The organism is Motilimonas sp. 1_MG-2023 (assembly GCF_030547455.1).
In the GTDB taxonomy this organism is placed as follows: Bacteria; Pseudomonadota; Gammaproteobacteria; order Enterobacterales; family CBDFNC01; genus Motilimonas.
Genome location: NZ_JAUOPX010000008.1, coordinates 1 through 26,498, shown reverse-complemented (window position 1 = coordinate 26,498; position 26,498 = coordinate 1). Strand labels below are relative to the sequence as shown.

Here is a 26,498-nt window from a genome sequence, read left to right as displayed (position 1 = left end):
GCTCCAAGCCTTATCGCCCCATAATAGGGGCTCCTATCTAAGACTAAGGTGTATCTGGCAATGCCACCTCTTGATAATGCTCAGGTTTTAGGCCTAACACTTCGGGTAGTGAGGTGCCGACCGCAATCGATGACCAAGTGCCGGCGAGGATACCGATAAACATAGCAATGGCAAAACCCGCTAACGACGCACCGCCCAATAACCATAATGCAGATACTGTGATTAAAGTGGTCCCTGAGGTGATCATGGTTCGGGTAAAGGTAGCCGCAATAGCTTGATTATTAATATCGGCGGTGGCCGCATCGGGTTTTAAACGCAGTAATTCACGAATACGGTCGGCAATGATAATCGAATCATTGAGGGAATAACCTAAAATCGCCAACACCGCCGCCAATACAGTTAAGTTAAACTCCATCTGGCTAAGAGCAAAAAAGCCCAGCACAAATACCACATCGTGTACCAAAGCCACCAGCGAGCCCAGTGCTAAGCGCCACTCAAAGCGAATGCTCAAATACACCATAATACAAAGCATACAAACAAGTAGCGCTAATCCGCCTTGCTCAGCTAGCTCTTGGCCGACCTGCGGCCCCACTATACTGGTGTTCAGCACTTGCACCTCACCCGATAGCGGCGCAAGCAAAGCCTCAATCGATACCGCGGTGGTGTTCATATTTTCCGGCACACTATAGCGAATAACCCAACGACCCGGTTCATCACTGGCAACCACACTCACTTTTTGCCCTAGCCCCGCTTCCAACAATGGGCTTAGCTCACTGTTGGTGATTTGCTGGCTTACTTGAATTTCACTGACCACGCCGCCGGTAAAATCCAAGCCCCAGTTAAAGCCCTTAGTCACAATAAAAAACAATGAGGTGCACAGTAATAAAATAGAGATAACACTGGTGCCATAGCGCCATTGGCTGGCATTTTTCATATTCAGTAATTGAGTCATGATTAAATCCTTACGCTGCGACGAGTGTCGTTGCCCCAAAACCAATTGATCATGGCGCGTGAAGCAAAAATACCGGTAAACATGCTGGTAAGTAGCCCTAAACCAAGAGTTAAAGCAAAACCTTGGATCGGCCCATTACCTAGGCTGTACAACACAATGGCAGTGATCATGGTGGTGAAGTTAGCATCAAAAATGGTGCTAGTGGCGCTGCTAAAACCGCTATCGATGGCCCGCGCCACACTGTTGCCTTCTTTTAACTTGTCACGAATACGTTCAAAAATCAGCACATTGGTATCCACCGCCATGCCTACAGTGAGCACCAGCCCAGCGATACCGGGCAAGGTTAAAACCGCACCGGGGATCAACGCCAACAAGCCAAACAGCATCACCATGTTGGCTAATAACGCGATATTGGCAATCCAGCCTAAACGACGATACCACAGCGCCATAAACACTAAGGTCATGCCTAAGCCGAGCGCTAATGCGGAAAAACCATTACTAATGTTTTCGGCGCCTAAAGTTGGGCCAATGGTACGCTCTTCCACTATGGTGACGGGGGCCGTTAACGAGCCGGCTCGCAGCAACAAGGCAAGGCTTTGAGCATCTTGCATTGAGCCTGCGCCAGTAATGCGAAACTTCGCTCCCAAGCCCGACTGAATGGTCGCTACACTGATGATTTTATTACTTTGCACAACCTCCCCTTGCTGATTGCGTGAGTACTCGCTGTAGGCAGTGGCCATTGGTTTCCCAATGTTTTGCCGCGAAAAGTCCGCCATCATGCGGCCGCCTTGGCTGTCTAAGCTGATGTTAACTTCAGCCATGCCCATGTCACCCAAACTGGCACGGGCATCAACAATGTGCTCGCCCGTTAGCACAGGGACTTGTGCCACACGCACGGGTCGGCCTTGTTCATCGAGAATGGCTTGGCCTGATAAAGCATCATCAGCCAATACCTGATAAAACGCCAAACTGGCCGTGGCACCAATCACGTTTTTTGCTTGGGCAGGATCTTGCACACCCGGCAACTCAATACGAATGCGATGATCTCCTTGACGCTGTACAGCAGCTTCGGTGATACCCAATTCTTCAATACGGCTACGCATAATTTGCAGGTTTTGTTGCACGGTTAGATTGCGCAGCGCCACCTGTTCCGTTTCAGATCGCACTAGGCGAAGCTCATCACCGCTGCCGATAATCTGCCACTGGCGATATTGGCTGTTAAGGTGATCACGCAGCTCCGTTCGATAGCTTTCATTCGCGAGCAAGAGCGTAAACCCATCGGCAGACAGCTCTTTAAACTGGCCACCGCGCATATTGTGCTCACGCAGCCAAGCGCCTAGTTCTTTCTTTAGCTGCTCTGTTTGGCTTTGGTAAACTGGCGCCATATCAACATCGAGTAAAAATTGCACGCCACCGCGTAAATCAAGCCCCAGCGCAATTGGGTTAAAACCCAGCTGAGTTAACCAATAAGGCGCGTTCGCTACCGAAGCCAACGTCACTTGGGTATCTGGAATACCTTGCTCGGCAGACATTTTCTGCAGCACTTGTTTTGCCAACGGCAGCTGCTTAGCATCATTGAGCACAACCCAAGTAGTGGCTTGATCTTGCTTGATTTGTTTAAGCTCGATGCCTTGTTGAACGAGCGCGTGCCGCAGCGCCAGTGGATCTAACATAACCAAGTGCTCTGACGTTGCTGACGATTGAGGATAATTAAGTTGTAATGCTGGCGACTCGCCATACCAAGACGGCAAGGCACTAAGTAGCATCAATAGTAAGGTGGCAATCAGCACCACATATTGCCAATGAGAATATTGGTTTAAGGCGCGTTGAGAGGAACGTTTTTTCATTTTCTTTTACCTAATGAAGACTCGCTTATACAACGCCATTTAATGGCATCAAATAAAGCGTGTTAGCAGCTGAAAAATCAGTGCATTTAGGTTGTTTATTGCATCTATAGCAAAAGCTCTCGCAAGCGAGTAAACGCAAAAGAACAACCTGTTTCAATGGCAGCTTGTCGCGCTAAGGCAACAACACTGCAAAAACTAGGTAAAAGAAGGGGAATACTGCTGGGGAAGGTATTGTAAATTACTGTCTTTCCAAGCTCCTAACCGAGAGGCTGGCGATGACGCATGCAACATCCAAGAGAGCTGCGGACTAAACGGCTCAACGTACCCTAATGCGAGCTGCAAGCTAGGTTCAATGGCAAACTCAAACACTAAACCATAAGTCGGTGCTCCGTCTCCATCACTTGGCCCGTCATGAGCCACGCGTAACTTGGCGCCATTAATATGAATGCCATGACTTAAGTCGAACGCTGGCGAGACTTGCGAACTTTGTGGTTGCTGATCAGTCATCACACATTGCGTTGCATCAGTGTATAAAGCCGAGGATAACTGAGTCATTTTGACAGACGTGTCCGTGCCAGCGGTGGCATGAGAAGCCCCGAGCAAACAACAAAACAGCATTAGTATCCGAATGAAACCCACATTACACTCTTATTTAGCCTTAAACTAAAACCATAATGGGGGCGCTACCGCTAAATAACAATCACCAAAGGCCAAGCAACGTCATTAATTTTACCCTCTAATGATGCTTATCAATTTTTGAATAAACAACTCCACCGCAGCTAAGTCATCAAAGCGAAAGCCTAAACCATAGTGAATTTCATTGGCGCTTTTATGAATACGCTTAGGGAAGCGCGTCATCTCAGAATAGTGGCAATAACCCTTCTTGTTATGAACGCCAGACAATGTGGTTAAGTCAGCCAGAAACACTTCATACGCAGGACGGATCACTAACAGCGGCACCGAGCCATCAAGTAATAAGTAAAACGACTCTTTTGAATCTGGCAGCATATATTCGGTGATTTTTTTAATCGAAAAGGTAGTACGACAAGATAAATCCGTCAGTTGTGTTGCCATAGCATCAGCAGTAATCGCCAAGGGAAATCCTTAATAAAGAGTAGACAGAAGCTCACTATGCCCTAGCCTTGGATAAAGAGCCATTTAATCGCTAAGCTCTTCTTGCCGCAGCACAACAATTACAGCATTCTCGGCCTAGCGAAATGGTGCCTTGTTAGCAAAAATGATGAATATGGCTCATTTCTACATCAAGATCACTGCAATAACCGCTTAGTACCGATGTCTCCTAGCGCAGTCTACCTATATTTAAAAACACAAAAAATACATTTAATTGATATAGTTTTTACTAATAAATTTTATTAAACTCACGATTAATTTATTTTGCTCTGTAATTTAATCAACTTGGGAAAAAATGATGATAAACGTAAAAATGATCGCGGCAGGCTCTTTATCTCTTATGTTATTAGCAGCATGTGGCGGTGAAAGCTTTCAGGGCAACTATACCGCTGCTGGCGGTATGCAAGAGTTTAACTTTAAAGAAGACGGCCATATGGTTCAATCAATGGCTGGTAACAAAATTGCCGAGTTTAAGTTTGAAAAAGAAGGCGATGAAATCAAAGTAATAATGAACGAAAATGCCTCGCAAATTTACACAGTGCAAGCGAGTGGTGAATTGATTGGCCCTGGCGGTATCAAGCTAACTAAAAAAGGTTAATTTTAATAATAAAAGTGACCTCTGTCGGCAGTAGACTTTTTATTGCCGTCAACATGTTAGCCTCTTTTGCTGGTTGCTAATCAACTCAAGATATCCAAGCTAAAAAACATTAGGCCAACCCAAACCTAGCTCAGAAGCAGTCGGCAACACTTGCAAAAAACTACGGCCATCACTCGTACACAACCAAACTAGAACCGCACAGTTGGTAACAATCGTTAGCCAATAAATAAACCGAAACGGTTGTTTCTGCGTTTTATGGCGAAATTTTTGCTGCGCCAGCATTGCCCCCGGCCAGCCGCCAAATAACGCAAATAGATGCAAGGTACGCTCTTTAACCCGCCAACGTTTTTTCCGTGCTGCCGACTTATCTTTGCCATATAACGCAAAAGTCAGCACGCTCATCAGGCTATACACTGTTGTAAACCATATCGGCAAGGTAAGCACCCCAGTGGCCAACAACAAGCCTGAGAAAAAGATGGCAACTAGCCATAGTCTTAACTTCATTGAAATGAGTTAACTCCTAACCCAAATGTGATAAACAACCGCCAGTACAAACGCCATCGCAGCGGGAACTAATAACGAGAGATAATGTAAAGCTGGGTATAAAATCGCGCCCATTAAACCACCAAGGGTAAAGCCAATAATAATGATCAGGAATAAAATCCCTTTACGCCGATCAAAAGGCTGGCCTCGCAACTTGGCTCCCAGCATTAAGCCTAAATCGGTAAATACTCCAGTAACATGAGTGGTGCGAACAATAGCGCCGCTATAAGTGGTAATTAATGCATTTTGTAAGCCACAAGCCGCTGAAGCAAAATAATGGCCGCTGTTTGAACCATCCAACAAGGCCAACATAGCAAGGAATAAAAGTACCGACTCAATCAATAGCGCCGAGCCATAATGACGGCCCAATTTCAGGGCGGTATTTTCAATCAATACACCACTGATCATGGCACCGCCAAGAAAACTTAAAATGATGAGCAGTAAATGAAAGGTACCATTACTAAAGCTTAATAGTCCGACGCCAAATTGCGTCACCGAACCAGAAAGATGTGAAACCGCTTGGTGTTCAAACCCCAACAAACCAATCGAATTGACGCAGCCAGCCAAAACAGCCAAAAAAAAAGCGCCTAACTCAATCCATTTAGGTAAGCGAGTGATCACATCTATCCCCTTATGCTTGCTTACAACGATGTTGTTAATAAAGCCGGCTTACAAACATAAAGCCAACAACTAAAACAGCACACAACATAGCATAATAAGTAACTGTAAAGAGCTGAGTTAAAACAAAGATAATGGGTATAGCGGGTTCACTTGGCTTTTATTCGCAGATAAAAGCCAAGCAAAAAAGCGAGATTAAACAGAAAGATTTGCGCGGTTAAAAACGGGCTGAGCATACATAGTTAAAACACGCTCACGTAGCTCTTCTGGCACCTTATTCATATGCTCTTCAAACGCTTGGCGATCCGCCAGAGACACTTTATCAGCCTCAGACACTTTTGCCGCAAGCAGGTTTGAAGGATGCAAATAATAATGGCGATAAATGCTATCGTCTATTGCTGCCGCAACACTGTCGGCATCATCATAATCATCTTGTAACGGCTGGCCAAAGGCGATGTGTACATGGCCTTTTTTACCGGTAATGCCTTCCGTGATACTGACAATATCTTCAAACTCACTTTTCTCGTATTTGCCATGTTGCTCCGTCGCGTACAGCTCCTTCGCTTTACTAACATCGCCAGGATCAAATTCATAAGATATTGCCACAGGTACTATCTTCAGCTGTTTCACATAATCAGCAAAAGGTATTTTTTGCTTTTTACCGTGCATGTAAAACATTTTGATAATAGCGGGATCGGTTTTATCAAAACCGTCTTTGGCACGCCCTTCTTTTTGCGCGATCCAAATATTATTGCCTGTGTTCAATGAATCTTTAATGTAAGCCGAAAGATGCGAAAACGCCGCCATCATGGCACGTGGTGCCGTCGCAGAACGCTTCACAATAAAGCTTTTGTTAAGCTTCATTAAATCAGTTACGTAAGGTTTTTTCAGTAGATTGTCACCAATCGCAATGCGCACCGTACCGAAGTTATTATGAAATAAACCCCAGTTAACAAAAGCAGGATCCATTGCAATATCACGATGATTAGACACAAACAAATACGCTTGGTCGCGTTGTAATTGCTCAAGGCCAGTAAAAGTCACCTTAGAGGTAGTACGAGTGACCATACTTTGCATGTGGGCGGCCACTTCCGCTTGCACTTTGTCAACCGAGTCTAACCCTGCCCACTTTTTGCTTAAAGCTTGCTTGACAATAGGCCGCATTAACCAAGGAGCCCAACCAGACAAACGCGGAAAACGAACCTTAGTCATCGCGGCAATAAATTCGTCATCATGAGTGATGCGTTGAATTACACCGGCAATTTCATCGTCGTTATAGGGACGAATATCGGCAAAAATATCTTCCGCTCCGGTAGTTTCTGTGGCCATTGTTACCTCTGAATGCCTGACACAAGTGCAAAAAAACGCCGTATTCTAACTCAGGAAGCATTAGCGAGCTAATACTTCCGTCATGCCATCCTTAGTTTGATCACATAAACGACCAGAATTAATGAGGTATTTTTGTATTTTGCTGAGTATCACGCCATAGAAAGGTAAAAATACCAATATACTAATCAATAACTTAAAACCATAGTCAGCCAAAGCAATGGCAAACCAATGTGCAGCCATAAAGGCATCACTGGATTGATAAAACGCAACAAAGAAAAAGATTAACGTGTCGAGTAAATTGCCTAAAATGGTCGATGCTACGGGTGCGACCCACCATTGGCGTAACTGACGCAAACGATTAAACACTGAAATATCCAGCAGCTGACCCAAGCAATAAGCCAAAAAGCTCGCTAAAGCGATACGCGCAACAAAGGTATTAAACTCCGCTAACCCAGCAACGCCTTGATACTCCCCATTAAAGAAGATAACCGACAGCAAATACGAGATAACCAAAGCCGGTAACATCACCACAAAGATGATTTTACGCGCCAGCGTGGCACCAAAAATGCGCACGGTTAAATCGGTTGCTAAAAAGATAAACGGAAAGGTAAATGCGCCCCAAGTGGTGTGCATACCTAAAATAGTCACAGGCAGTTGCACCAAATAATTACTGGATGCAATGATGCCAATATGGAATAGCGATAGAACTAGCAAGGCAAATTTTGCCTGCATTAAGGGTGTGTGTTTCATATTGTACCTTTTTGATGGTTGGGGTGAGGGAACCCAAAAATTCGAGGCGGGATTATACAAAAGCCACCTCAACGAACAAGCCCAAACAGCCTAATTGAGGCCGATTTGACTATTTTATCAATCAGTATGGCTAATCAATCTATTAACAGGCAAGAGTTAATTAAGTGCAGCATGCTAATGCCATCAAGGATGATTTCACGGCGTTTCGTATCATAAAATGTTACTTGTTTGAAGATCACACTCAAATATTGTTCGTTCATGCATTCGCCCTAATAGAATGGGCCTTCGACTTTTACTGTAAAAAGGTCATCCCTCTACGACCGAATATAGAGCGTCGACTTCACGACACCGATTCATATTTGTTATGCATTGGTAAGTAAAATGACGGTTAAACCAAATGTTAATTGAAAAAACATCATCATCACAACAAAGCTAAGAACCAGATAATTAGGCACTTTGTTTTTTAAGTTGTACCAAGCAATGGTGATTTGGGCTACAGCTTGTATTATCGCAATTGCTATAAAGTACCTTAATTGCCATAAATTATATTCTAAGCTTTCTTGGCTAGTTATGTAGGTTATATAAAAAGGAAAAAAGCAAATTAAAACAGTTAATAAGAATAATCCTTTTTTACGCCACATCAGCACCTCTGTAGCTAGCATCTGTTCTTTAAATCGATTCACACGCACTCCTTAAATGAATAACGCTCACCTCACCGAAAACAAAGCTTTTGGCGCCAACAAGACCGGCGTGACTTCAAGCTCCCTGCTTATTTTTTCTAACCATTTATCCATCATGTTCCGCTGTTCAATAGCAGGGTACCAAGGAACATATTCTGTTAAGCAAAACTGCTCGAACTGACTCGGTGTGTTAGATTGCTTCTCTTATGCCAGTGTAGCAATGCTAAGGGGTTGAGGAACGAACAGAACCAACTACCTTCAGCTAAACATTAACATATTGTTACAAATGAAATTTATACTACTCTCGAGCTTGCAACCTACCTAATAAAATAAAGCTTAAACCAATCAGTGGTATGTTAGTCGTAACCGGGTTAAACGCCCCAACCAAAAGCTGAGGCTGTAAAATAGCAACAAAAAACAGCAGACCAAATAGACCTGCAATATTTAGCATTACAACAGTGCGGTTTTTATAAAATATGATGAATATTAAACCAAAAATCAGCTCGCCAAGACCGGCTAATTTAGTAATTAAATAAGAAATTTCGTCAGAGAAACCTAGGCTAGCTGTCATTGCTTTTTCTAATGGAGCAACATGCAATAATTTTGGAAAAATACCGTGGTAAAGCCAACTAAACCCAACAATGTATCGTGCAATTTGCTCTGATGACACCTAATGCTTCCTTGTATGTAATCGCGGTAGAGCAATCCATTACTGATCCGGACATGCGTAAATTACCACGCGTCTAGTACCAATCTATGTGAATAAATCCCTTACTCACTCTTGGTCGCTCAATTACACAATACATTAGCATCTTATTGAAACGACTCCAATTGTAACTGCACCTATCACTGCTCTGAAATACTTGAACCTACTATTTACTTAGTAAACACTTACGTCAGTCTCGCGCTTCACGCATCACATACAAAATGTAAACTTTGTTACCTACTTGTTTGGGTACACAAGGGCCTGCAACGACTTCACGGTGGCTTAAATAGGGATTAGAGAGCTCATGTGTTTATGTCCCAGGACCACCGAAAAAGTAGCGCGGATATAGAGTGGGCAATCTACGAATATATACGGGTGATCCATCAAACAGCGATGCTTAAATTATGAGGGGATCCGTCAGCGCCGCATTAAGGTGTGAGCAACGCTGCCACCACACCTAAACCATACCACCGTAAACACGAAACCCAACGATGAAATGAAAAATGCCAAGCGTGCCGAATCACTCTTAAATTGTTTATTAGTTTGCGTGCCAAAGTGACACGGAGATTGCTTATTGCACACTTTAAGACCATAATACACATGTGACATTTTGACACAACAGGAGATAACATTATGGCTACTACTTTGCCTCGCATCACCGCTAGAGTTGATGTCGATACACAAGACTTACTTACTAAGGCTGCCGCGATCGCCGGCATGTCTAGCATCAACTCGTTTGTTCTAAGCGCTGCAATCGAAAAAGCTAAACAAGTCATCGAACGTGAGCAGGCTTTAAAACTGAGCCAAGCAGATGCGATGTTGCTCATGGAAGCTTTAGACCGTCCTGCAACACAGAACTCAAAACTAAAAGCTGCTGCTGATCGATACGAGAGCAAAATTCAATGATGAATACGGTACTTCTAGATAAAGCTAAACACGATAGAAACCGATTCAACTGTGGCATCGAAGCTCTCAATAATTACTTAAAAGTAATGGCGAGTCAGCAAGCAAAGAAGGACAACACCAGAACGTTTGTTTTGGAAGATGATAGCGACAACTCACATGTCATCGGCTTTTACACGCTAACAATGACACCAATTGACTTAAAGGCATTGCCTGATAGGTTACAAAAAAAGCACCAATCATCCACCTCTGGTGGTCTGATTGCCCGTCTTGCTGTCGATGACCGATACAAAGGGAAAGGCTTTGGTGAGTGGCTGCTTATCGACGCACTCAGAAAACTACTAGCTGCTAGTGATAGCGTTGCATTTCCAGTTGTTATCGTTGACGCCAAAGACGGTGCGAAACACTTCTATGAGCGCTATGGTTTTCAAGCATTTGAAGACGCTGAAAATAAACTCTTCATCACCATTGCTGATGTGAGAGCAAGCTTAGGCTAGTTAGCCGCTAGCCTTTAGCAAACTAACGCTTTGCTAAGCGGCAATAAAATTGTTGGCTAAAATTAGCGAGGGACGAGCAAAAAGCCAACTGTTTTTTGTCCGTTTAAGCAACTTGATAGTCATTGAACCTCCTCCCGCACATCTCTAACCGAGGGATGCTTAAGGTGTCTAAACCGAACAGGAGAAAGCTCAATGAACTTTTATAATAACGCACATCCATATTACTGTGGTATCAATTTACATGCCCGTATTCTTTATGTTTGCATCATTGATTTACAAGGCGAAATTGTCCTCCATCAAAAAATAGCTGCCGATAAGGAGGCTTTACTGACCTTACTTGAGTCTTACATTGGCAACATCGTTGTTGGCGTTGAATGCATGCATTGTTGGTATTGGGTCTCTGATTGGTGCCACGAGAAAGGCATTGATTTCGTCCTAGGCCATGCCCTCTACATGAAAGCCATTCACGGGGGCAAAGCCAAAAATGATAAAATCGACTCCTTTAAAATTGCCTGCTTATTAAGAGGTGGCAATTTCCCGCTGGCTTATACCTATCCGAAAGCCATGCGGGCTGATCGGGACTTATTACGACGTCGCACTAAAATTGTTCGTCACGGCGCCATGCTCAAAGCCCATGTCGCAAATACCAACAGCCAGTACAATCTCCCTGCCACCGAATTAAATCTCAAAAACATCAGTGCAAGGCAACAACTACGGCAACAATTTGATGATCCAATCGTTCAGCGCAACATCGATATGGACATGGCTTTACTCGATTTCTACGCCAAAGAGCTGGCTCAGGTCGAATGGTTCATCGAGCAGCAAGCCAAAGCCCGCTCACCTGAGTATCCTTCGAACTGTCCCTGGCATTGGTAAAATATTGGCGCTCACTATCCTTTTTGAAATCGGCGATATTGAACGATTTGAATCAGTGCAAAAGTTTGCCTCCTACTCACGACTCATCAAGTGCAAAGCGGAATCTGCCGGTAAAACCTATGGCACTCAGGGCAACAAAATTGGTAACAGCCATCTGAAGTGGGCATTTTCAGAAGCGGCAGTGCTCTACCTGCGTGGCAATGACAAAGCACGTGCCTACCTAAATCGATTACAAAAACGGATGAGTAAAGGTAAAGCGCTTTCAGCACTTGCCCATAAACTCGGCCGTTGCGTCTATTTCATGTTAAAAAATAAAACGGTATTTGATGAACAACGATTCTTAAATAACTGACGTTTAAGTCGCGCAATAAGTTGAGCTGAAGACCTAACTCGATAACAGCGAGCATCTCGTGGACATCATGATAATTGAAGCCTGACTTCTAATGTAACGATGAACACTATGCCAATGCTTAAAGCGATTTCGCCTTGATTAGGCACCTTATTGGCGCGCATAAAACAATCAGCAAAATCGCTTACAGCTTGGCTGAGCCTGAAACTAACTGTGCCTTGAGCACCTTTGACTTGAATAGTGCCAGCACGAGGTTAACCGATAACTGTCTAGTGCCCTGTTATTTTCATGGATGAAAAATAATAACAGGCAGCGATGAGACCGCACTAAGAGAGCCTCAATATGTGTTTGTTGTAGGCGATATCCTAACAACAGCATGACAAAGCGAAGTAAACGCCTTTGCTGATTGGCTTTAAATTCGATTAAAAAACTGTCAAAGGGATCAGCGTGCCTCTTGACAAACGGGAGGCTCATATGTGTTAAGTGCCTAATCTAATAGATGATTATACTTTTCAGGAAGTAAACTGAACTCTCCCCAACCAAGTCCTTGGAAGCACAACCCCGTCCCGTTTTCCTGAACGGTACCATAAACTATAACGATGCGACCAACTGAATCATCTGTAATGCCATGAGCTTTTTGGTCTTTGTCTTGTGATTTAAGGCAAAAGTCTCCAACAGCTTCAGTATCTAAATACGTCATACGAAAATTAGTTGGTCTTTTATGCTCACCTAAGTGAGCTGTTCGGATTATACGACCATAATAAAACTTTGGTTTGTCATCTTCTTCAGAAATTGATTTAACATCTTTAAGTAAATCAATTAACCGAATAGCATTATTTTTACCTGGCAGGTGAAAATATTTATAAAGGTTTTCATCAAAATTTCGACATAAGCCAGCGACGGTCTTGATCTTACTCGGTAATGTAAAGCTCTCACCATTATGACGACCTATGGCAACTTCTGTTTCAGGGCCGTCCTGATCTTCTACTGGAGTTTCGTCATAAACAGCAGGGCTATCTTCTTTGGGTTCTGGCTTTGATTTTAAGAAACTACTGATAATCACTAAATTCTCATCATCAATAGCTTGCTTAGCTTCCTCCCAATTATTAAATTTTTTACCTTCTGGTTTTATTGACTTCAAATCACATTTTGTATCTTTGAACTTTGTCATATGGGCGAAGTAAGCATCACGCCCATTAGTAAAATGTTCTTTTTCTTTCGGTATTCGGTTCAAATTAGTGAAGCAAGCGGGGCAATACAGCGAACCATCCATTTCTGGGGTATACTCAGAAGGAATTAATTTTCTAGCATTTGCTTTTAAATATGCCCGATCGCCCGTTTCGTAATCCCAGTTATCTAACTGATATGAAAACTTTATTCTTCTATTAGATTCACTAGCACTCATTTTTAACTCCTTTTAATGAATAGACCACAGGACTCGACTTGGCACATAACGCCGCTATCACTGGACAGCGGGCTGTAGTTGTAATTTATGTTAACGGAGCGGCAGCGTAGTGCATAAATTGCAACGAAGGACTGCTGTTCCGGTGAATAGCTTTGTTAAATTTTTGAACGGTTTCGTCATTTAGTAGTTTTTATACTATCAATATATGGAGTGCTAGACCCATCCCAGTAACACTTATGGCACCTTACTGTTTTAAATACATGCTTACAATTTTCATAACCGTATAAGTAATGCGAACACTCTGGGCACATAGACTGCATTTCAGAGATTTCGGTGAAATAGTCACTTCCACATTCTGAACAATTTGATATATCTTGATTCATGTGCTTCGAAATTTAACAGCGTATTACACGTTTTTCTTGATAAACCCAAACACTACCATCTAGGCCTAACCCATTAAAATAATTATTTATCATCCGCTTACCACCACTTTTCGCCATTAACGCTGAGCCCAGAGGAAAACCAAGCGAGCCTAGCATTTACCGAGACCAAATTTGGCCCCCATAAAGGATTTGGCTGACTTATTTTGTGATTATATATCAAAGCGTTAGAAATGAGGTGTGAACAAAGCGAGACTTTTACAATTTATTTACCGCGCCAAAACTTGGCAAAACTAGCCAAACGCCATTATAACTGTATAAATAAACAGCAACAATTGAGGCGCTAGGTCATGGCGAAATCTCCATTTATAGAGAGTATCAGAGCAGATTTACGCGCTCGTCGTTATAGCTTGCAAACCGAAAAAACGTATCTATTTTGGATTCGCCAGTTCATTTATTTCCATCGCATGCGCCACCCAAATGAGATGGCAAACACCGAAATTGAGCAATTTCTTTCTTACCTTGCGAATGTACGCAAGGTGAGTAGTAGCACACAAAATTTAGCCTTGTGCGCCTTAATATATACCCAATCAACTTGAAGATGCATGTTTCAGAGCGCCACCGTGTTTTCAATACTAGGCACGCTAATGTAGGAATGTAGGCACCTTTCAAATTAGCGTAACAACGTAGTGGAAACACGGCGGCGCTCCCAAAGGGCAAGTTTTACAGGCGTTTATGCTGCGTTATTGATTTTGATAAGGGGAAGCCATTACCTACAATCAATGCCCTGCCTAAACGCGTGTAAAATCTTGCTGAAATCAAGCATCTCCAGGTTGATTGGGTATATATGTACAAAAACATTCTCCACATGGAGATAACAGGGCTGAGTTATAGCTACACCAAAAAAGAAAAGCGCATGCCAACGGTGTTAAGTCACCAAGAAGCGCAGCTCGTGCTGAGTCACTTGCGAGGAAAATATTGGCTACTCGCTAATTTGTTGTATGGCTGCGGTTTGCGAATCAACGAAGCTTTAAAATTAAGGGTGAAAGACATCAATTTTGCAGACCACACCTTGTTCGTATTCCGTGGCAAGGGCAGCAAGGATCGCTACACATTATTGCCGCACAAATTGGAGCCCTTATTACGTGATCAAATTGAACAAGTTAACATCATTCATGCTGCGGATAAGACAAGAGGCTTTGGTTTAACGTCGCTGCCCGCCTCCCTAATAAAAAAATACGCTAGTGCTGCAACCGATTTTGCTTGGCAATATCTTTTTCCTTCAAGTCATTGTAGTGAGCACCCACACGATGGCTATATTTGCCGCCATCACCTCCACGAAACCGCGTTTAGAAAAGCACTGCGTAAGGCGGTGATCGCCAGTCAATTAAGCAAGCGGGTCACGGCACATACCTTTCGTCATTCTTTTGCTACTCAATTACTGCTAAACGGTACTGATATTAGAACAGTGCAAGATTTACTGGGTCATGAAGATGTTAAAACCACTGAAATTTACACCCATGTGATGGGCTCGCGCTTTGCCAATACACTAAGCCCCATTGATAGGGCAAGCTAACGCTTACGGTTCACTTAGCGATTAAACGATTGGCTAAGCTGAGTAATACCGCTTCATCATCCTCGCGGGTGACACAAAACCAACAGCTTTGGCTCATTTCTTGATAGTTGAGTAGCAAGTGCTTGTCAGCATCGTTGATCACCCAGCAATAGGAGTCGGCTGCCATATCTTGTTGTACCAATTTCAGGTTGAGTGACGTGGTAAGATGCGCGGCAAACTCAGGGAAGTTATCAAAGTGCAGGTCGAATTCAGGATTAAAGCACAGTTGCAGTTCATCGCTACGCATATGCAGCGACCAGTTACCGGGAAAAAGGGAGTTCATTGCTTACCTTAAGCGCAAATAAAATACGCTAATTAAATAAATGACGGGTTAATAATCATCTTCGTATTCTGCTATTGCTGCTAAAAAAGGACTGCCGTACTTTTCAAGCTTGGTATAACCTACGCCGCTTATTTCGAGGAATTCGCGTTCGCTGCGTGGTTTCAAATCAGCCATTTCCGCTAATGTTACGTCGTTAAACACCACATAAGGTGGCACATCGGCGGCGTCAGCTAGCTCTTTACGCAGTTTGCGTAAACGGGCAAACAACGCCTTGTCATAATCCAAAAACGCCAGCTTTGAGCTGCCACTTGATTTGGTGGTTTTGCTACTTAACGGCTGGATACGTGGCACCGCTAAGGTTAGCTTTATGTCACCTTTAAGCAATGGCCGCGCGGCTTCGGTTAGCTGCAATACCGAGCCTCGGGTGATGTTTTGCTGCAAGAAGCCACAATGCACCAGTTGCCGTAAAATACTTAGCCAATATTCGGTGGATTGCTGCTTGCCTAACCCAAAGGTGGATAGTTTGTCATGGCCATGCTCTTTTACTCGCTGATTTTGCGAGCCTCGCAGTACTTCCACCACATAACCCATACCAAAGCTTTGACCCACACGATAAACACAGGAAAGCGACTTCTGCGCATCTTCGGTGGCATCAAACGACTTTGGTGGATCAAGGCAAATATCACAGTTACCACAAGGTTTGCTTTGGTGCTCACCAAAATAATTAAGCAATACCTGACGACGACAAGTTTGCGCCTCGGCAAATGCCGCCATGGCATTCAGCTTGTGCATTTCTACCCGCAACTGATCGGGGTTGTTATTCTTTTCTAATAAGCCACGTACCCGTGCAATATCAGCAGGATCGTACAGCATCATGGCTTCCGCTTCTAAGCCATCACGCCCTGCTCGACCGGTTTCTTGGTAATAAGACTCGATGTTTTTTGGAATATCGTAATGCACCACAAAACGCACGTTTGGTTTATTAATGCCCATACCAAAAGCCACGGTAGCAGCCACAATATCAAGCTCATCTTTGATGAAGGCATCTTGCACCTCTTGGCGCTCTGCTAACTCACGACCAGCGTGATAGAAATCCGCTTTATAGCCCTGTTGCTTTAGCTTTTCGGCAACCTCTTCGGTACGTTTACGACTGCCGCAATAAATAATGCCACCTTGGCCGTTCTGCGCCTTTATGTAGGTGAGTAACTGACTAAGGGGTTTGAATTTTTCAACCAAGTTATAACGAATATTAGGTCGATCAAAGCTGCTGATGTTGATCTTTGGCTGGTCTAAATTAAGGCGATGTAGAATGTCTTGTTGAGTGGCATGATCAGCGGTCGCAGTTAGGGCCATCATGGGCACTTGCGGGAACAAGGCTTTTAATTGCCCCAACATGGCGTACTCAGGGCGAAAATCATGGCCCCACTGTGAAATACAATGGGCTTCATCAATGGCAAAAAGTGCCAGTGGAATTTCATGAAGCTTGGCTTGAAAATCGGGCTGCATTAAGCGCTCAGGCGCCACATAAACCAGTTTAATTTCACCATGACGAATGGCTGATAATATTTGTAACTGCTGTGGTCGCGTTAAACTGGAATTAAGGTAAGCCGCTGGTACCCCACAAGCATTAAGTGCATCTACTTGATCTTTCATCAAGGAAATCAAGGGCGAAACCACAAAGGTAACGCCTTCGCGCAGTAACGCCGGAATTTGATAACATAAACTCTTACCGCCACCGGTCGGCATAATCACTAAGCTATCGCCACCTTGGGCGACGTGCTCAATAACTTGCTGCTGGCCTTCGCGAAAACTGCTATAACCGAACACTTCAGTTAACACTGCTAAACTATCGGTTGGCCAAATTTTATTCTCGGCGAGCGAAAAAGCGTTCATACTTACCAGTAATAATCTCGGGGGCGCTTATTTTACGGCCCCTAACAAAAATTGCACACAGTAAAACGGATAATTGCTTATTTTGATCAACTTACAGTTCAATTTATTATCTATTAGTCTTTGGATTCAATCGGTTATTAAGCGTAAAAAAATACGCATACTAACTCGTTTAAGTACCTTACTATTCTTAACCACAACTCTATTGAGCGCATCTAGCTTAGCTAAACCGCAGCCTGACGTGTTGTTTATTAACCCCGGACAAACCAGCGAAAGCTTTTGGCATGATGTTGATCTCTTTATGCAAGAGGCTGCCAAGCAACTCGATCTGAACTTAATCACCTATCACGCAGAGCGTAATCCGTATCTGATGATTAAAAAAGTTAAGCAATTGATTGATGATGAGCAATTGCCCGAGTATTTAGTGCTGGTGAATGAAGATAATGCTGCCATGAGAATGCTGTATTTACTCCAAGGTAAGCCTGTCAAAGTGGTTATGCTATTAAACGATTTAAAGAAACAAGATAAAGCCCGCTTTTTCAATCATCCAGGTGGTCCTTTTTTGGTTGCTAGCCTGACACCAGATAACCACATGGTGGGATATGAAACAGCCGAAAAGCTGATTGAGAAAGGTATTGCAAACACCGAACATCCGGCACAAATATTAATTATCTCGGGTAATAAAAACACGCCAGCGTCTAACCAGCGAGAGCTAGGAGCAAGGCAATCTATTGTATTAAATGGTAAAACAGAATTACTGCAAGTGGTGTACGCTAATTGGAATGAACAAACGGCCTATGACAAGACCAAGCTACTATTGCAACGCCATAGCCGACTTTGTTACATATGGACTGCAAATGACTCGATGGCCTTCGGTGCGATGCGCGCTGCTACTGAGTTAGGAAAGCAGCCAGGTAAAGATATCTTTTTCAGTGCCGTCAATACTTCGGCAGCGGTTTTAAATGCCCGCTCAACCGGTACCATTTCTAGCCTAGGTGGCGGCCACTTTATGGCGGGTGGCTGGGCAATAGTGTTGATTTATGATCATGCTCAAGGCAAAACCATACCCAATAAAATTGAGCAACCCATGTTTCAATTGATCGAGCCAGACACACCATTATTTAAAGCGCTAGAAGCTAAAAACTGGCAAAACATCAACTTTAAAGGGTTCTCACAAAATAAAGATGGCGAGTACTCTTTTATGATCCAATAATTCGCCACCACCAAGCCTTTCGGCACATCGGCTTGGCGAGCCTCCCCTTACAGCTTAAGCAGCAAAGCACAAAAAATAAACTAACAACACTATCGACAATCATTCTCACTAGCGTTTACAATCTACACAAACAACAAATGAGAGCTATTGCCATTTTCATTTAAAATGACGAATAGCCCAACTAAGATGTAAAGGGAATGAGATGAAAAAAACACTAACAGCACTATTAATTGGTTCTGCGTTAAGCAGTACTAGCGTTTGGGCTGCCGAGCCCAAAGCAGTGGTTGAGCATTATGCCAGCTTAGTACACGCGGTTTATAGCGACTCAGCGACCACTGCCCAAGCACTTGATAAAGCACTGAAAGCGCTCATCGCCACCCCTTCTGAAGCAACATTAAATGCCGCTAAAGAAGCATGGTTAGCGGCTCGCGTTCCTTACCAACAAAGTGAAGTGTTTCGCTTTGGTAATACAATTGTTGACGACTGGGAAGGTCAGCTAAATGCTTGGCCTCTTGATGAGGGCTTGATCGATTACGTTGACACTAAAAGCTATCAACATGAGCTAGGCAACCCAGGCGCCACTGCAAATATTATTTCTAGCACTAGCCTACAAGTAGGTAACGACAAGCTAGATACCACCAACATTACCCCCGAGTTATTAGCTAGCTTAAACGAATTAGGCGGCTCAGAAGCCAACGTGGCCACGGGCTACCACGCCATTGAATTTTTACTTTGGGGCCAAGACTTAAATGCCACCGGTGCAGGTGCTGGCGCACGCCCTTACACTGATTTTGTACAAGGTGAAGGCTGTACCAATGGTCACTGTGATCGCCGCGTGGCTTACTTACAAGCAGCATCAACCTTGTTAAACAACGATTTAACTTGGATGACCGCGCAATGGGCTGAAAACACCGACAACTACCGCCAAGCGCTGACGGCTAAGCCGGCAACTGAAGGTCTGCGCATTATGCTATTTGGCATGGGATCTCTTTCTTTAGGTGAATTGGCGGGTGAACGCATGAAGGTTGCGTTAGAAGCTAACTCACCAGAAGACGAGCACGATTGCTTCTCAGATAACACCCATAACTCGCACTACTACAACCAGCAAGGCATTAACAATGTATGGTTTGGTAGCTACACCCGCGTAGATGGTAGCAAGTTAACTGGCCCTAGCTTAAACGACCTAGTTGCCAGCAAAGACAAAGCCGTGGCACTGAAAACATCTGAAGCGGTTAAAAGCGCAACCACCCAAGTTTACACCTTGGTTTCATCTGCTGAGCAAGGCCAAAAGTTTGACCAACTGATTGCCGCCAATAACGCAGCAGGCCACGAATTAGTGAATAACTCCATTCGCTCTTTGGTTTTACAAACCGGTGAAATTGAAAAAGCATCAAACGTATTAGGTATTTACAACCTAAATCCAGATACGGCTGATCACGAGTTTTAAGCTTTTAGCCTAGCAAGCAATAACTTTCAGGGCGGTTCTCCGCCCTTTTTTGACAAATGAGCAATGAGCCTAACCTTATAATTTAGGCGCAAACAAAACCACATAGATGGTGAGTAAAAACAATGAAATCAACTCGACTCAGTGCTGCCTTAAAAACCACACTTTTACTGATGATTAGCCAAGCTAGCTGGGCCAACCCAGCCAAGCCCGGTGGCGACACCACCACCAGTAAAACCGGCGCCAATGCCTTTTCCATGCCAGCCAGCAATTTAGACATGATGAAACGAATGGACTTTAGTGTTGGTAACAGCTTTTTTCGTAACCCTTGGGTCATTGCTCCAGCAACAACAGATGCCCGCGATGGTTTAGGACCACTTTTTAATACCAATGCCTGCCAAGGCTGCCACATAAAAGATGGCCGCGGCAAACCAAAAGAGCTTGGCGACCCAAATGCGGTGTCAATGTTAGTCCGCTTAAGCATTCCCGCGACCACCGCCGAGCAACAACAAGCTTTGATCCAACAAGGGGTGATAGCCGAGCCGGTATATGGTGGCCAATTGCAAGATATGTCGATCCCAGGTGTTGAACCAGAAGGTCAGATCAACATTAGCTATGAAGATATTAATGTCACTTTTGCCGATGGCGCTGTGGTTACCCTGCGCAAGCCAACATTAGCCATTACCGATCTAAAATACGGCGACATGCATCCTGATGTAATGATGTCAGCACGCGTAGCGCCAGTGATGATTGGACTCGGTTTATTAGAGAGCATTAGTGAGGCTAGCTTACTGGCTAACGCTGATCCTGACGATAGCAATGGCGATGGTATTTCAGGCCGACCAAATCGAGTTTGGCACGCAGCCGAACAAAAAAGCACTATTGGTCGCTTTGGCTGGAAGGCAGGACAGCCCACGCTAATGCAACAAAATGCCGGTGCCTTTGCCGGTGACATGGGCTTAACTTCTAAAGTGAATTTACAGGACGATTGCAGCGATAAACAAACCGCGTGTAAACAGGCCCCTCACGGTGGCAAGCTAGAAGTAAGTGATAAAATTTTAAATTTTGTCGAATTTTACAGCCAGCACTTAGCCGTACCCGCACGTCGCAATATCAGCGACAAACAAGTGCTGCAGGGTGAAAAATTATTCCAACAAGCTAATTGCCAAAGCTGTCATGTTGCGAGCTTTAAAACCGCGAAACGAGATACTTTACCTGCGCTTTCTGAGCAATTGATATTCCCCTATTCTGATTTGTTGCTACACGATATGGGCCCCGGTTTAGCCGACAATCGCCCTGAGTTTTTAGCCACAGGCAGTGAATGGCGCACGCCGCCACTGTGGGGTTTAGGCTATCAACAAGAAGTAAACGGTCATACTTTTTTACTGCATGATGGCCGCGCTCGCAACATTATGGAGGCCGTACTGTGGCATGGCGGCGAAGCGGAAGCGTCAAAACAAGTGGTGCTAGGGTTTGATCAAGGGCAGCGTGATGCCTTGGTGAAATTCCTTGAATCACTGTAAAGCGGGTTGACGCATAACTAGAGCTCAGTGTGCTAGCAAATCAGCACACTTGAAATTGATAACATTCCTTTATTTAAAGGCAACACTATGAAATTTTCTTCTCTTACTGGGTTTAGCTGCTTCGCTGCATTTCTATCTATTGGCGTTTTCGCCAGCGCCATGGCTGAATCTCAATCCACCATTGCCGCCCAGCCGATAGCGGCACAAGCCATCAGCCTGAAACAACAACAAGCTCAGCAGCTTTTACTGCAAAGTCAGCGCTTGAATCAACAAATTAGCCAAGCTTGTCTCGCCAAGCCCAACCAAGACAACAGCAAACGTGCACAGCAAGCTTGGCAAAACACCATGACCGCTTGGGTGCCCTTTCAAGGTGAGACCATTGGCCCCATTAACCAGCTCGACCTTGCTTGGTCAATGCAGTTTTGGCCCGACAAAAAGAACATTACCGGTCGCAAAATTAAAGCCATTCAAGCGGATGATTCAGCGATAACCGCTGCAGCTATTCAGCAGTCGAGTGTCGCCGTACGTGGCTTAGGCGCTCTAGAGTTACTGCTATTTGAACAAGGCCTTAATCGTGAAAACTGCTCCCTTAGTCAAGCTATCGCAGCCAATATCATGCTTAATAGTGAACGTTTACAGCAAGCATGGCAGCAACCTAAATTGAGTTATAACGCTGCCACCGTGCGCTCAGAGGTAACGCTAAATGCGGAAGATATTGCGTGGATCAGTGAGCTATCTCATCAACTTAGCTTTGCCAATAAGAAATTTTTTATGCCATTGGGTAAAGGCGAGCACATCAAACCATTTCAGGCCGAATCGTGGCGCTCACAAACCTCAATGACACAGTTGAAAACCAGTTTCACCAGTTTGCAGCAGCTTTATCTTAGTGGCATCAACGCACTGTTAATCAGCAAAGGGCATCCCAAGCTCGCCGGTGAAATTGAACAAACCTTCGCTGACATGCTCGCCAATTGGCCCACCGAGCCAAGTATGGTTAAGTTATTAAAATCTGACCAAGGCTTAGCCAAACTGTATCGCATGCGCATTGATGTGGAAAAGTTAGCTTACCTCATTCAAGAAGTATTGCCGGTGAAACTTAAATTTGTCATTGGCTTTAACGCAACCGATGGTGACTAAGTTGAATATCAAACAGATAGCCACCATGGATCGACGCAAGTTTGTCAAAGGTGTGACTGGGCTTGGATTAAGTGTGCCACTAGGCTGTTTTAGCCTAAGTGCGGCACAAGCGAGCAATAATGAGCAGCCAAATCCAAACATCGGCCGCGTTTTTTCTTGTGCCCAATTAGCGCAACAACATCATCTTGTTTGCAGCGATCTACAAGGCCAAACCTTGTTTAACATTGCCCTGCCCGCGCGCGGGCACGGTATGACGCTGGCCCCCAATAATGAAATCGCCGTGGTGTTTGCGCGTCGACCGGGCCAGTTTATGCTGAGTTTTGATCCAGCAACAGGACAATCCATAAATCAGTATCAAATGCCCAGTGGCCGTCATTGCTTTGGCCACGGTTGCTTTGATAACAGTGGCTTACTTTATGCTAGCCAAGGATTCACCCAAGATTCTGCCGGGGTGATTGGCGTATATGACGTAGCAAATAACTTTAAAGAAGTTCGCACGCTAACTGGATTTGGCATTGGTCCCCATGAAATTCTGTTTCACCCCGATCAACAACACTTAATTGTGGCGGTCGGCGGCATTCAAACTCATGGCCGCGATAAGGTCAACCTCGCCACTATGGCCCCTAGTTTGGTTTATCTAGATAAACAAACCGGCGCGGTCGTGCAAAGTATTAGCCTGCCTGATCATTTACTTAGCATTCGCCACTTGGCGGTGGACGAGCAAGGCTTAGTGGCTTTAGCTTGCCAATATCAAGGTGATGAGGCTATCAACCCCTTATTATACACCCACCAGCTTGGCCAAACCGACGCGATGGCAGTGGCTGGTGAAGAGGAAGAATGGTTAAGGTTTAACGATTATTTAGGCTCGGTGGCTATCTATCAAGACCAGATCATCGCCACGTCACCGCGCGGTAATTGTTTCGCCATTTGGCACAAGGCGACAAGGGAATTGATTAGCATAACCCCCCTCACCGATGTGTGCGGTGCGGCACCGCTCACCGCGAACGGCTTTGTGTTAACCACAGGGCAAGGCACATTAGCGAGTAAAAACAGCGCGGTAAATACCCAATGGGCTTGGGATAATCATTTAATGGCAACAGATGCGTTAAATTAGTAGTGGTTGTGGGTGTCCATATAAGCGATATTTATACCGCGAATCTCATACGCCGAGCGTGCTAGTTTCGCGGAATAAATTCCGTTCCTACGGGTACATAAGGCAAGCTAGTCGCTGTTGTGGGGAATGTTTAAAAAACATCAATAAACCTTTTGACATATTATGTCTCGGGATATACCTTAAGTACATCACGACATAATATGTCTTAGCAGGGGTTTTGAAATGGATTTTATAACAGAAGTTCTCGTTTTTGGTTCGCCAATTATCGCCATGGCAATTTACTACTTTGCTTTTTACAACAAGCCTAATGATGACTACTGGAGTAAGCTACCAACCTTACCTGAATATCTCGCATCGCATCCAGAATGCATCACCGATGACGATGAAAATGCTCGCTGTTGCCACTGTCATTCCGATAAGGTGATTTTTCAGCCTCTTACCTGTCATGAAGACCCTCGCTATAAGCACTTTTGCTTGAGTTGTAAGCGTGTACTGTTTCGTAGCAAGTCGATTTTATAGCGGCGAACAGACTCAATAGCCAAGCCATTGAGTCTGTTAGTACTAGTTCGACAAGCTCGCCAACACTGCTTCCATCTCAAACAGCTCAATGTAATTTTGCCCTGCCGTTAGGCTGACCTCAAAATTTAATACCTGACGACACAACTGCTTTAATTTATCGTCCATGCGCGCGCTATCAAATTGATTAACTATCTCAATTAACTGCGCGGTTGAATGTTGGCCAACCAGTTCATCTTCTGACAACACATCAATAAAGCTGGCCACTAAGCCATACAAGTCTTTCTCTGCGCTGCCTTCCAAACGCCATAAAGTCGGGTCGGCATATTGCTGGGCATACTGGCTGGTCGCCACTTCCCAGCCAATGCCAAAGTTAACCAATACTGCACGCTCTGAATTACAAACAATATTTTTTGGACATATCGCACCATGATAAATGTCTAAGCTATGCAAATATTGCAAACCAGTTAGCAGCTGCACAAACCAACGCGCAGGTTGACCGGGTACAATTTCTAGTAATTCATCTAAGGTACTGCCAGGGATCCAAGCGCGAGTAATATACAAGTCTTGGCTGGTGCCGAGCTGACCAAAGGTGATCACGCGTTCAATATGAGGATGATACAAGGTAGATAAACTGCGGAACAGGTTACTGAGCTGAAACCAATGCGCATCGACATTACGATAAAGGGACATGGCACAGTCATACTGGCCTTGGATATGACGCGCTTTCCACAGCTCGGTTTCAGCGGTGAAGTTAAGCAATCGCTCTAATTGATAATGGTGATCGATCACTGCGCCATTTTCTGCTTTTACTGCCACCATATCTGGATCGGGATACAGTCGGCGATAAGCAATCACTGCCGCAATATCAGAACGTATGGTGTCTAAATCACTGATACGCCCTAGCGCTGCTTGCTTAAACCATTGGCTGATCCGAGGCTCTAAAGTGGCTGCGGCAGCAGTAGAAAAAACACCGGCAAAAGCTTTTATGTCATCATTAAAGCCAACGTTATCTTTAATGTCGATAAATTCAACCGCACCGTCTTCGGCAACAAATACGCAATGTTCATCCCAACCTCCAACAGTCATGCCGCGACGATGAATTTGCTGTAATGACGACACGCCACAGCGCAAAATTTCGAGAATGTCATTAATGCTAAATTTACTCAAATCAAGGCCATTAACCGGCTCACCTTTAGGCATTCGCACCGGCAGCACAAGTTGCTCGCCATCTTGGATCAGGGGCGCGCAATAAGGTACTCCTGAACAACCAGCTAAGGTTTGCAAGCGATAAAACTCTTTACGCAGTAAATTTTCATGATGCGTTTGGCTAGCGCTGTCATCAAAAGCCGAAGGTACAATAATTTTCAGTAGCCAAGGGGCGCTCCAATCACCTGGATTATACTTAGCTTGCCATACCTCTAAACCGTGCTGAATGAACAAGCATTTGGTTTTTTCAAAGTCTTGAATTTTGTTATTACGCTGCTCAACTAATGCTACTTGCCCTAATGTATCGAGCACTAAATCGCGCTGTTGTTGCGACACCGGGAACTTACGCGGTGCGGTTAACCCCCACTCTTTGGTTAAGGCAGCAATAATTTGTTTAGGTGTGTAAATTGATAACGAGCCATCGGTTTTCTCTAGTGCAATTTCGCTGCCTTTACGGCCGGTGACAAACACCATGCCTTGGCACCAAGGGGCATAAACACCAACTGGAATCTTATGTTTCAACTTGCCCGATAACACCCGCGCTACATAGTTAGCTTTAGCTAAGCTATTGTCGACATCGCGACCATCCAACGCCCATGCATGCTGACCCGCTTCTAAACAACCAATGTAGCCTTTCACGTCAACAACATATACCCCCCATTCACCTACAACTAAGGCATCAACTTCTAACGCTTGCCCTGATGGGGTGGGAATTTCTATATTGGTTAACAGAACATAATCTTGCGGTAGTTCATCGGTCAGCAGTTTAAACGCCCAACGTTCAGCATCATTAACCGGCTCACCAAAACTAATTTGTTTTGCCATGAAGCAACTTCCCTATCGCTGATAAAAGTAGAAATATTAATTTGTTAAGAATATTAACATAGCAAGTGATTGGTAACCTTTCACCAGCCCCTCTTGAAATTTATATGTGATCCAAATCGACTGATCTAAAAATCGTGCTTGAAGGATCCTTCCAGCCTGCCAACA

The 26,498-nt window shown here is 44.3% G+C and carries 26 protein-coding genes and 1 pseudogene; 12 read left to right on the top strand and 15 right to left on the bottom strand.

What is annotated here, in order from left to right; translation table 11 throughout:
- Positions 1-43: 43 nt before the first annotated feature.
- The 4 genes from secF to Q4519_RS05895 all read right to left on the bottom strand — a co-directional run bounded on the left by secF (position 44) and on the right by Q4519_RS05895 (position 3,873).
- A complete protein-coding gene (secF, locus tag Q4519_RS05910; protein ID WP_233053540.1) occupies positions 44-934 on the bottom strand; it encodes a protein translocase subunit SecF in 891 nt (296 codons plus the stop codon).
- Between the two features lie 20 nt (positions 935-954).
- A complete protein-coding gene (secD, locus tag Q4519_RS05905; RefSeq protein WP_303510651.1) occupies positions 955-2,799 on the bottom strand; it encodes a protein translocase subunit SecD in 1,845 nt (614 codons plus the stop codon).
- A 195-nt stretch (positions 2,800-2,994) separates the two neighbouring features.
- The gene (locus Q4519_RS05900; protein WP_303510648.1) at positions 2,995-3,354 is read right to left on the bottom strand and encodes a hypothetical protein; all 360 of its coding nucleotides are present in this window, start codon (positions 3,352-3,354) and stop codon (positions 2,995-2,997) included.
- Positions 3,355-3,528: 174 nt separating this feature from the next.
- The gene (locus Q4519_RS05895; protein ID WP_303510888.1) at positions 3,529-3,873 is read right to left on the bottom strand and encodes a hypothetical protein; all 345 of its coding nucleotides are present in this window, start codon (positions 3,871-3,873) and stop codon (positions 3,529-3,531) included.
- A gap of 355 nt (positions 3,874-4,228) precedes the next feature.
- On the opposite strand from Q4519_RS05895, the gene Q4519_RS05890 reads away from it, so the two are divergent.
- Positions 4,229-4,528, top strand: a complete 300-nt coding sequence (locus Q4519_RS05890; protein WP_303510645.1) for a hypothetical protein — start codon at positions 4,229-4,231, stop codon at positions 4,526-4,528.
- Between the two features lie 99 nt (positions 4,529-4,627).
- On the opposite strand, the gene Q4519_RS05885 is transcribed toward Q4519_RS05890, so the two are convergent.
- From Q4519_RS05885 to Q4519_RS05855, 7 genes are all read right to left on the bottom strand, one after another.
- Positions 4,628-5,032: a DUF1294 domain-containing protein gene (locus tag Q4519_RS05885; protein WP_232803975.1), complete on the bottom strand. Its 405-nt coding sequence runs from the start codon at positions 5,030-5,032 to the stop codon at positions 4,628-4,630.
- A 9-nt stretch (positions 5,033-5,041) separates the two neighbouring features.
- On the bottom strand, positions 5,042-5,692 hold the full coding sequence (locus tag Q4519_RS05880) for a YoaK family protein (protein WP_303510641.1): 651 nt from the start codon (positions 5,690-5,692) through the stop codon (positions 5,042-5,044).
- A gap of 192 nt (positions 5,693-5,884) precedes the next feature.
- Positions 5,885-7,018 carry a 1-acyl-sn-glycerol-3-phosphate acyltransferase gene (locus tag Q4519_RS05875; protein ID WP_303510638.1) on the bottom strand — a complete coding sequence of 378 codons (1,134 nt, stop codon included), beginning with the start codon at positions 7,016-7,018 and terminating at the stop codon, positions 5,885-5,887.
- A 60-nt stretch (positions 7,019-7,078) separates the two neighbouring features.
- Positions 7,079-7,768, bottom strand: a complete 690-nt coding sequence (locus tag Q4519_RS05870) for a 7-cyano-7-deazaguanine/7-aminomethyl-7-deazaguanine transporter (RefSeq protein WP_232803978.1) — start codon at positions 7,766-7,768, stop codon at positions 7,079-7,081.
- Positions 7,769-7,902: 134 nt separating this feature from the next.
- Positions 7,903-8,028: a hypothetical protein gene (locus Q4519_RS05865; RefSeq protein WP_303510633.1), complete on the bottom strand. Its 126-nt coding sequence runs from the start codon at positions 8,026-8,028 to the stop codon at positions 7,903-7,905.
- 102 nt (positions 8,029-8,130) lie between these two features.
- Positions 8,131-8,451, bottom strand: a complete 321-nt coding sequence (locus Q4519_RS05860) for a hypothetical protein (RefSeq protein ID WP_303510630.1) — start codon at positions 8,449-8,451, stop codon at positions 8,131-8,133.
- A 295-nt stretch (positions 8,452-8,746) separates the two neighbouring features.
- On the bottom strand, positions 8,747-9,118 hold the full coding sequence (locus Q4519_RS05855) for a DoxX-like family protein (protein WP_303510626.1): 372 nt from the start codon (positions 9,116-9,118) through the stop codon (positions 8,747-8,749).
- 669 nt (positions 9,119-9,787) lie between these two features.
- Here Q4519_RS05855 and Q4519_RS05850 point away from each other — a divergent pair.
- The 3 genes and pseudogenes from Q4519_RS05850 to Q4519_RS05840 all read left to right on the top strand — a co-directional run bounded on the left by Q4519_RS05850 (position 9,788) and on the right by Q4519_RS05840 (position 11,782).
- The gene (locus Q4519_RS05850) at positions 9,788-10,060 is read left to right on the top strand and encodes a DUF1778 domain-containing protein (RefSeq protein ID WP_013571703.1); all 273 of its coding nucleotides are present in this window, start codon (positions 9,788-9,790) and stop codon (positions 10,058-10,060) included.
- Positions 10,057-10,554, top strand: a complete 498-nt coding sequence (locus Q4519_RS05845) for a GNAT family N-acetyltransferase (RefSeq protein ID WP_232803987.1) — start codon at positions 10,057-10,059, stop codon at positions 10,552-10,554. Before Q4519_RS05850 ends, Q4519_RS05845 begins: the two co-directional genes overlap by 4 nt.
- A 192-nt stretch (positions 10,555-10,746) precedes the next feature.
- Positions 10,747-11,782, top strand: a pseudogene (locus Q4519_RS05840) (IS110 family transposase).
- A 484-nt stretch (positions 11,783-12,266) separates the two neighbouring features.
- Here the strand turns inward: Q4519_RS05840 and Q4519_RS05835 are convergent.
- The gene (locus Q4519_RS05835; protein WP_303510619.1) at positions 12,267-13,184 is read right to left on the bottom strand and encodes a hypothetical protein; all 918 of its coding nucleotides are present in this window, start codon (positions 13,182-13,184) and stop codon (positions 12,267-12,269) included.
- Positions 13,185-13,914: 730 nt separating this feature from the next.
- On the opposite strand from Q4519_RS05835, the gene Q4519_RS05830 reads away from it, so the two are divergent.
- On the top strand, positions 13,915-14,163 hold the full coding sequence (locus Q4519_RS05830; protein ID WP_303510615.1) for a phage integrase N-terminal SAM-like domain-containing protein: 249 nt from the start codon (positions 13,915-13,917) through the stop codon (positions 14,161-14,163).
- A gap of 248 nt (positions 14,164-14,411) precedes the next feature.
- Positions 14,412-15,140, top strand: coding sequence for an integron integrase (locus tag Q4519_RS05825; protein ID WP_303510613.1), 729 nt, complete (start codon positions 14,412-14,414; stop codon positions 15,138-15,140).
- 10 nt (positions 15,141-15,150) lie between these two features.
- Here the strand turns inward: Q4519_RS05825 and Q4519_RS05820 are convergent, their stop codons facing one another.
- Both Q4519_RS05820 and recQ read right to left on the bottom strand, forming a co-directional pair.
- On the bottom strand, positions 15,151-15,462 hold the full coding sequence (locus Q4519_RS05820) for a DUF3630 family protein (RefSeq protein ID WP_303510610.1): 312 nt from the start codon (positions 15,460-15,462) through the stop codon (positions 15,151-15,153).
- A 48-nt stretch (positions 15,463-15,510) separates the two neighbouring features.
- Positions 15,511-17,355 carry a DNA helicase RecQ gene (gene recQ / locus Q4519_RS05815; RefSeq protein WP_303510606.1) on the bottom strand — a complete coding sequence of 615 codons (1,845 nt, stop codon included), beginning with the start codon at positions 17,353-17,355 and terminating at the stop codon, positions 15,511-15,513.
- 82 nt (positions 17,356-17,437) lie between these two features.
- Here recQ and Q4519_RS05810 point away from each other — a divergent pair, with 82 nt between their 5' ends.
- The 6 genes from Q4519_RS05810 (at position 17,438) to Q4519_RS05785 (ending at position 24,302) form a co-directional block, all read left to right on the top strand.
- Positions 17,438-18,565 carry an ABC transporter substrate-binding protein gene (locus Q4519_RS05810; RefSeq protein WP_303510603.1) on the top strand — a complete coding sequence of 376 codons (1,128 nt, stop codon included), beginning with the start codon at positions 17,438-17,440 and terminating at the stop codon, positions 18,563-18,565.
- 202 nt (positions 18,566-18,767) lie between these two features.
- On the top strand, positions 18,768-20,012 hold the full coding sequence (locus tag Q4519_RS05805; protein ID WP_233054828.1) for an imelysin family protein: 1,245 nt from the start codon (positions 18,768-18,770) through the stop codon (positions 20,010-20,012).
- 122 nt (positions 20,013-20,134) lie between these two features.
- The gene (locus Q4519_RS05800) at positions 20,135-21,532 is read left to right on the top strand and encodes a di-heme oxidoredictase family protein (RefSeq protein ID WP_303510597.1); all 1,398 of its coding nucleotides are present in this window, start codon (positions 20,135-20,137) and stop codon (positions 21,530-21,532) included.
- Between the two features lie 87 nt (positions 21,533-21,619).
- Positions 21,620-22,669 carry an imelysin family protein gene (locus tag Q4519_RS05795; RefSeq protein WP_303510594.1) on the top strand — a complete coding sequence of 350 codons (1,050 nt, stop codon included), beginning with the start codon at positions 21,620-21,622 and terminating at the stop codon, positions 22,667-22,669.
- Position 22,670: 1 nt separating this feature from the next.
- Positions 22,671-23,783: a DUF1513 domain-containing protein gene (locus Q4519_RS05790; RefSeq protein WP_303510591.1), complete on the top strand. Its 1,113-nt coding sequence runs from the start codon at positions 22,671-22,673 to the stop codon at positions 23,781-23,783.
- A 222-nt stretch (positions 23,784-24,005) separates the two neighbouring features.
- A complete protein-coding gene (locus Q4519_RS05785; protein WP_303510588.1) occupies positions 24,006-24,302 on the top strand; it encodes a hypothetical protein in 297 nt (98 codons plus the stop codon).
- A 42-nt stretch (positions 24,303-24,344) separates the two neighbouring features.
- Here the strand turns inward: Q4519_RS05785 and Q4519_RS05780 are convergent, their stop codons facing one another.
- Positions 24,345-26,333, bottom strand: coding sequence for an NERD domain-containing protein kinase family protein (locus tag Q4519_RS05780; RefSeq protein WP_303510585.1), 1,989 nt, complete (start codon positions 26,331-26,333; stop codon positions 24,345-24,347).
- Positions 26,334-26,498: the final 165 nt, after the last annotated feature.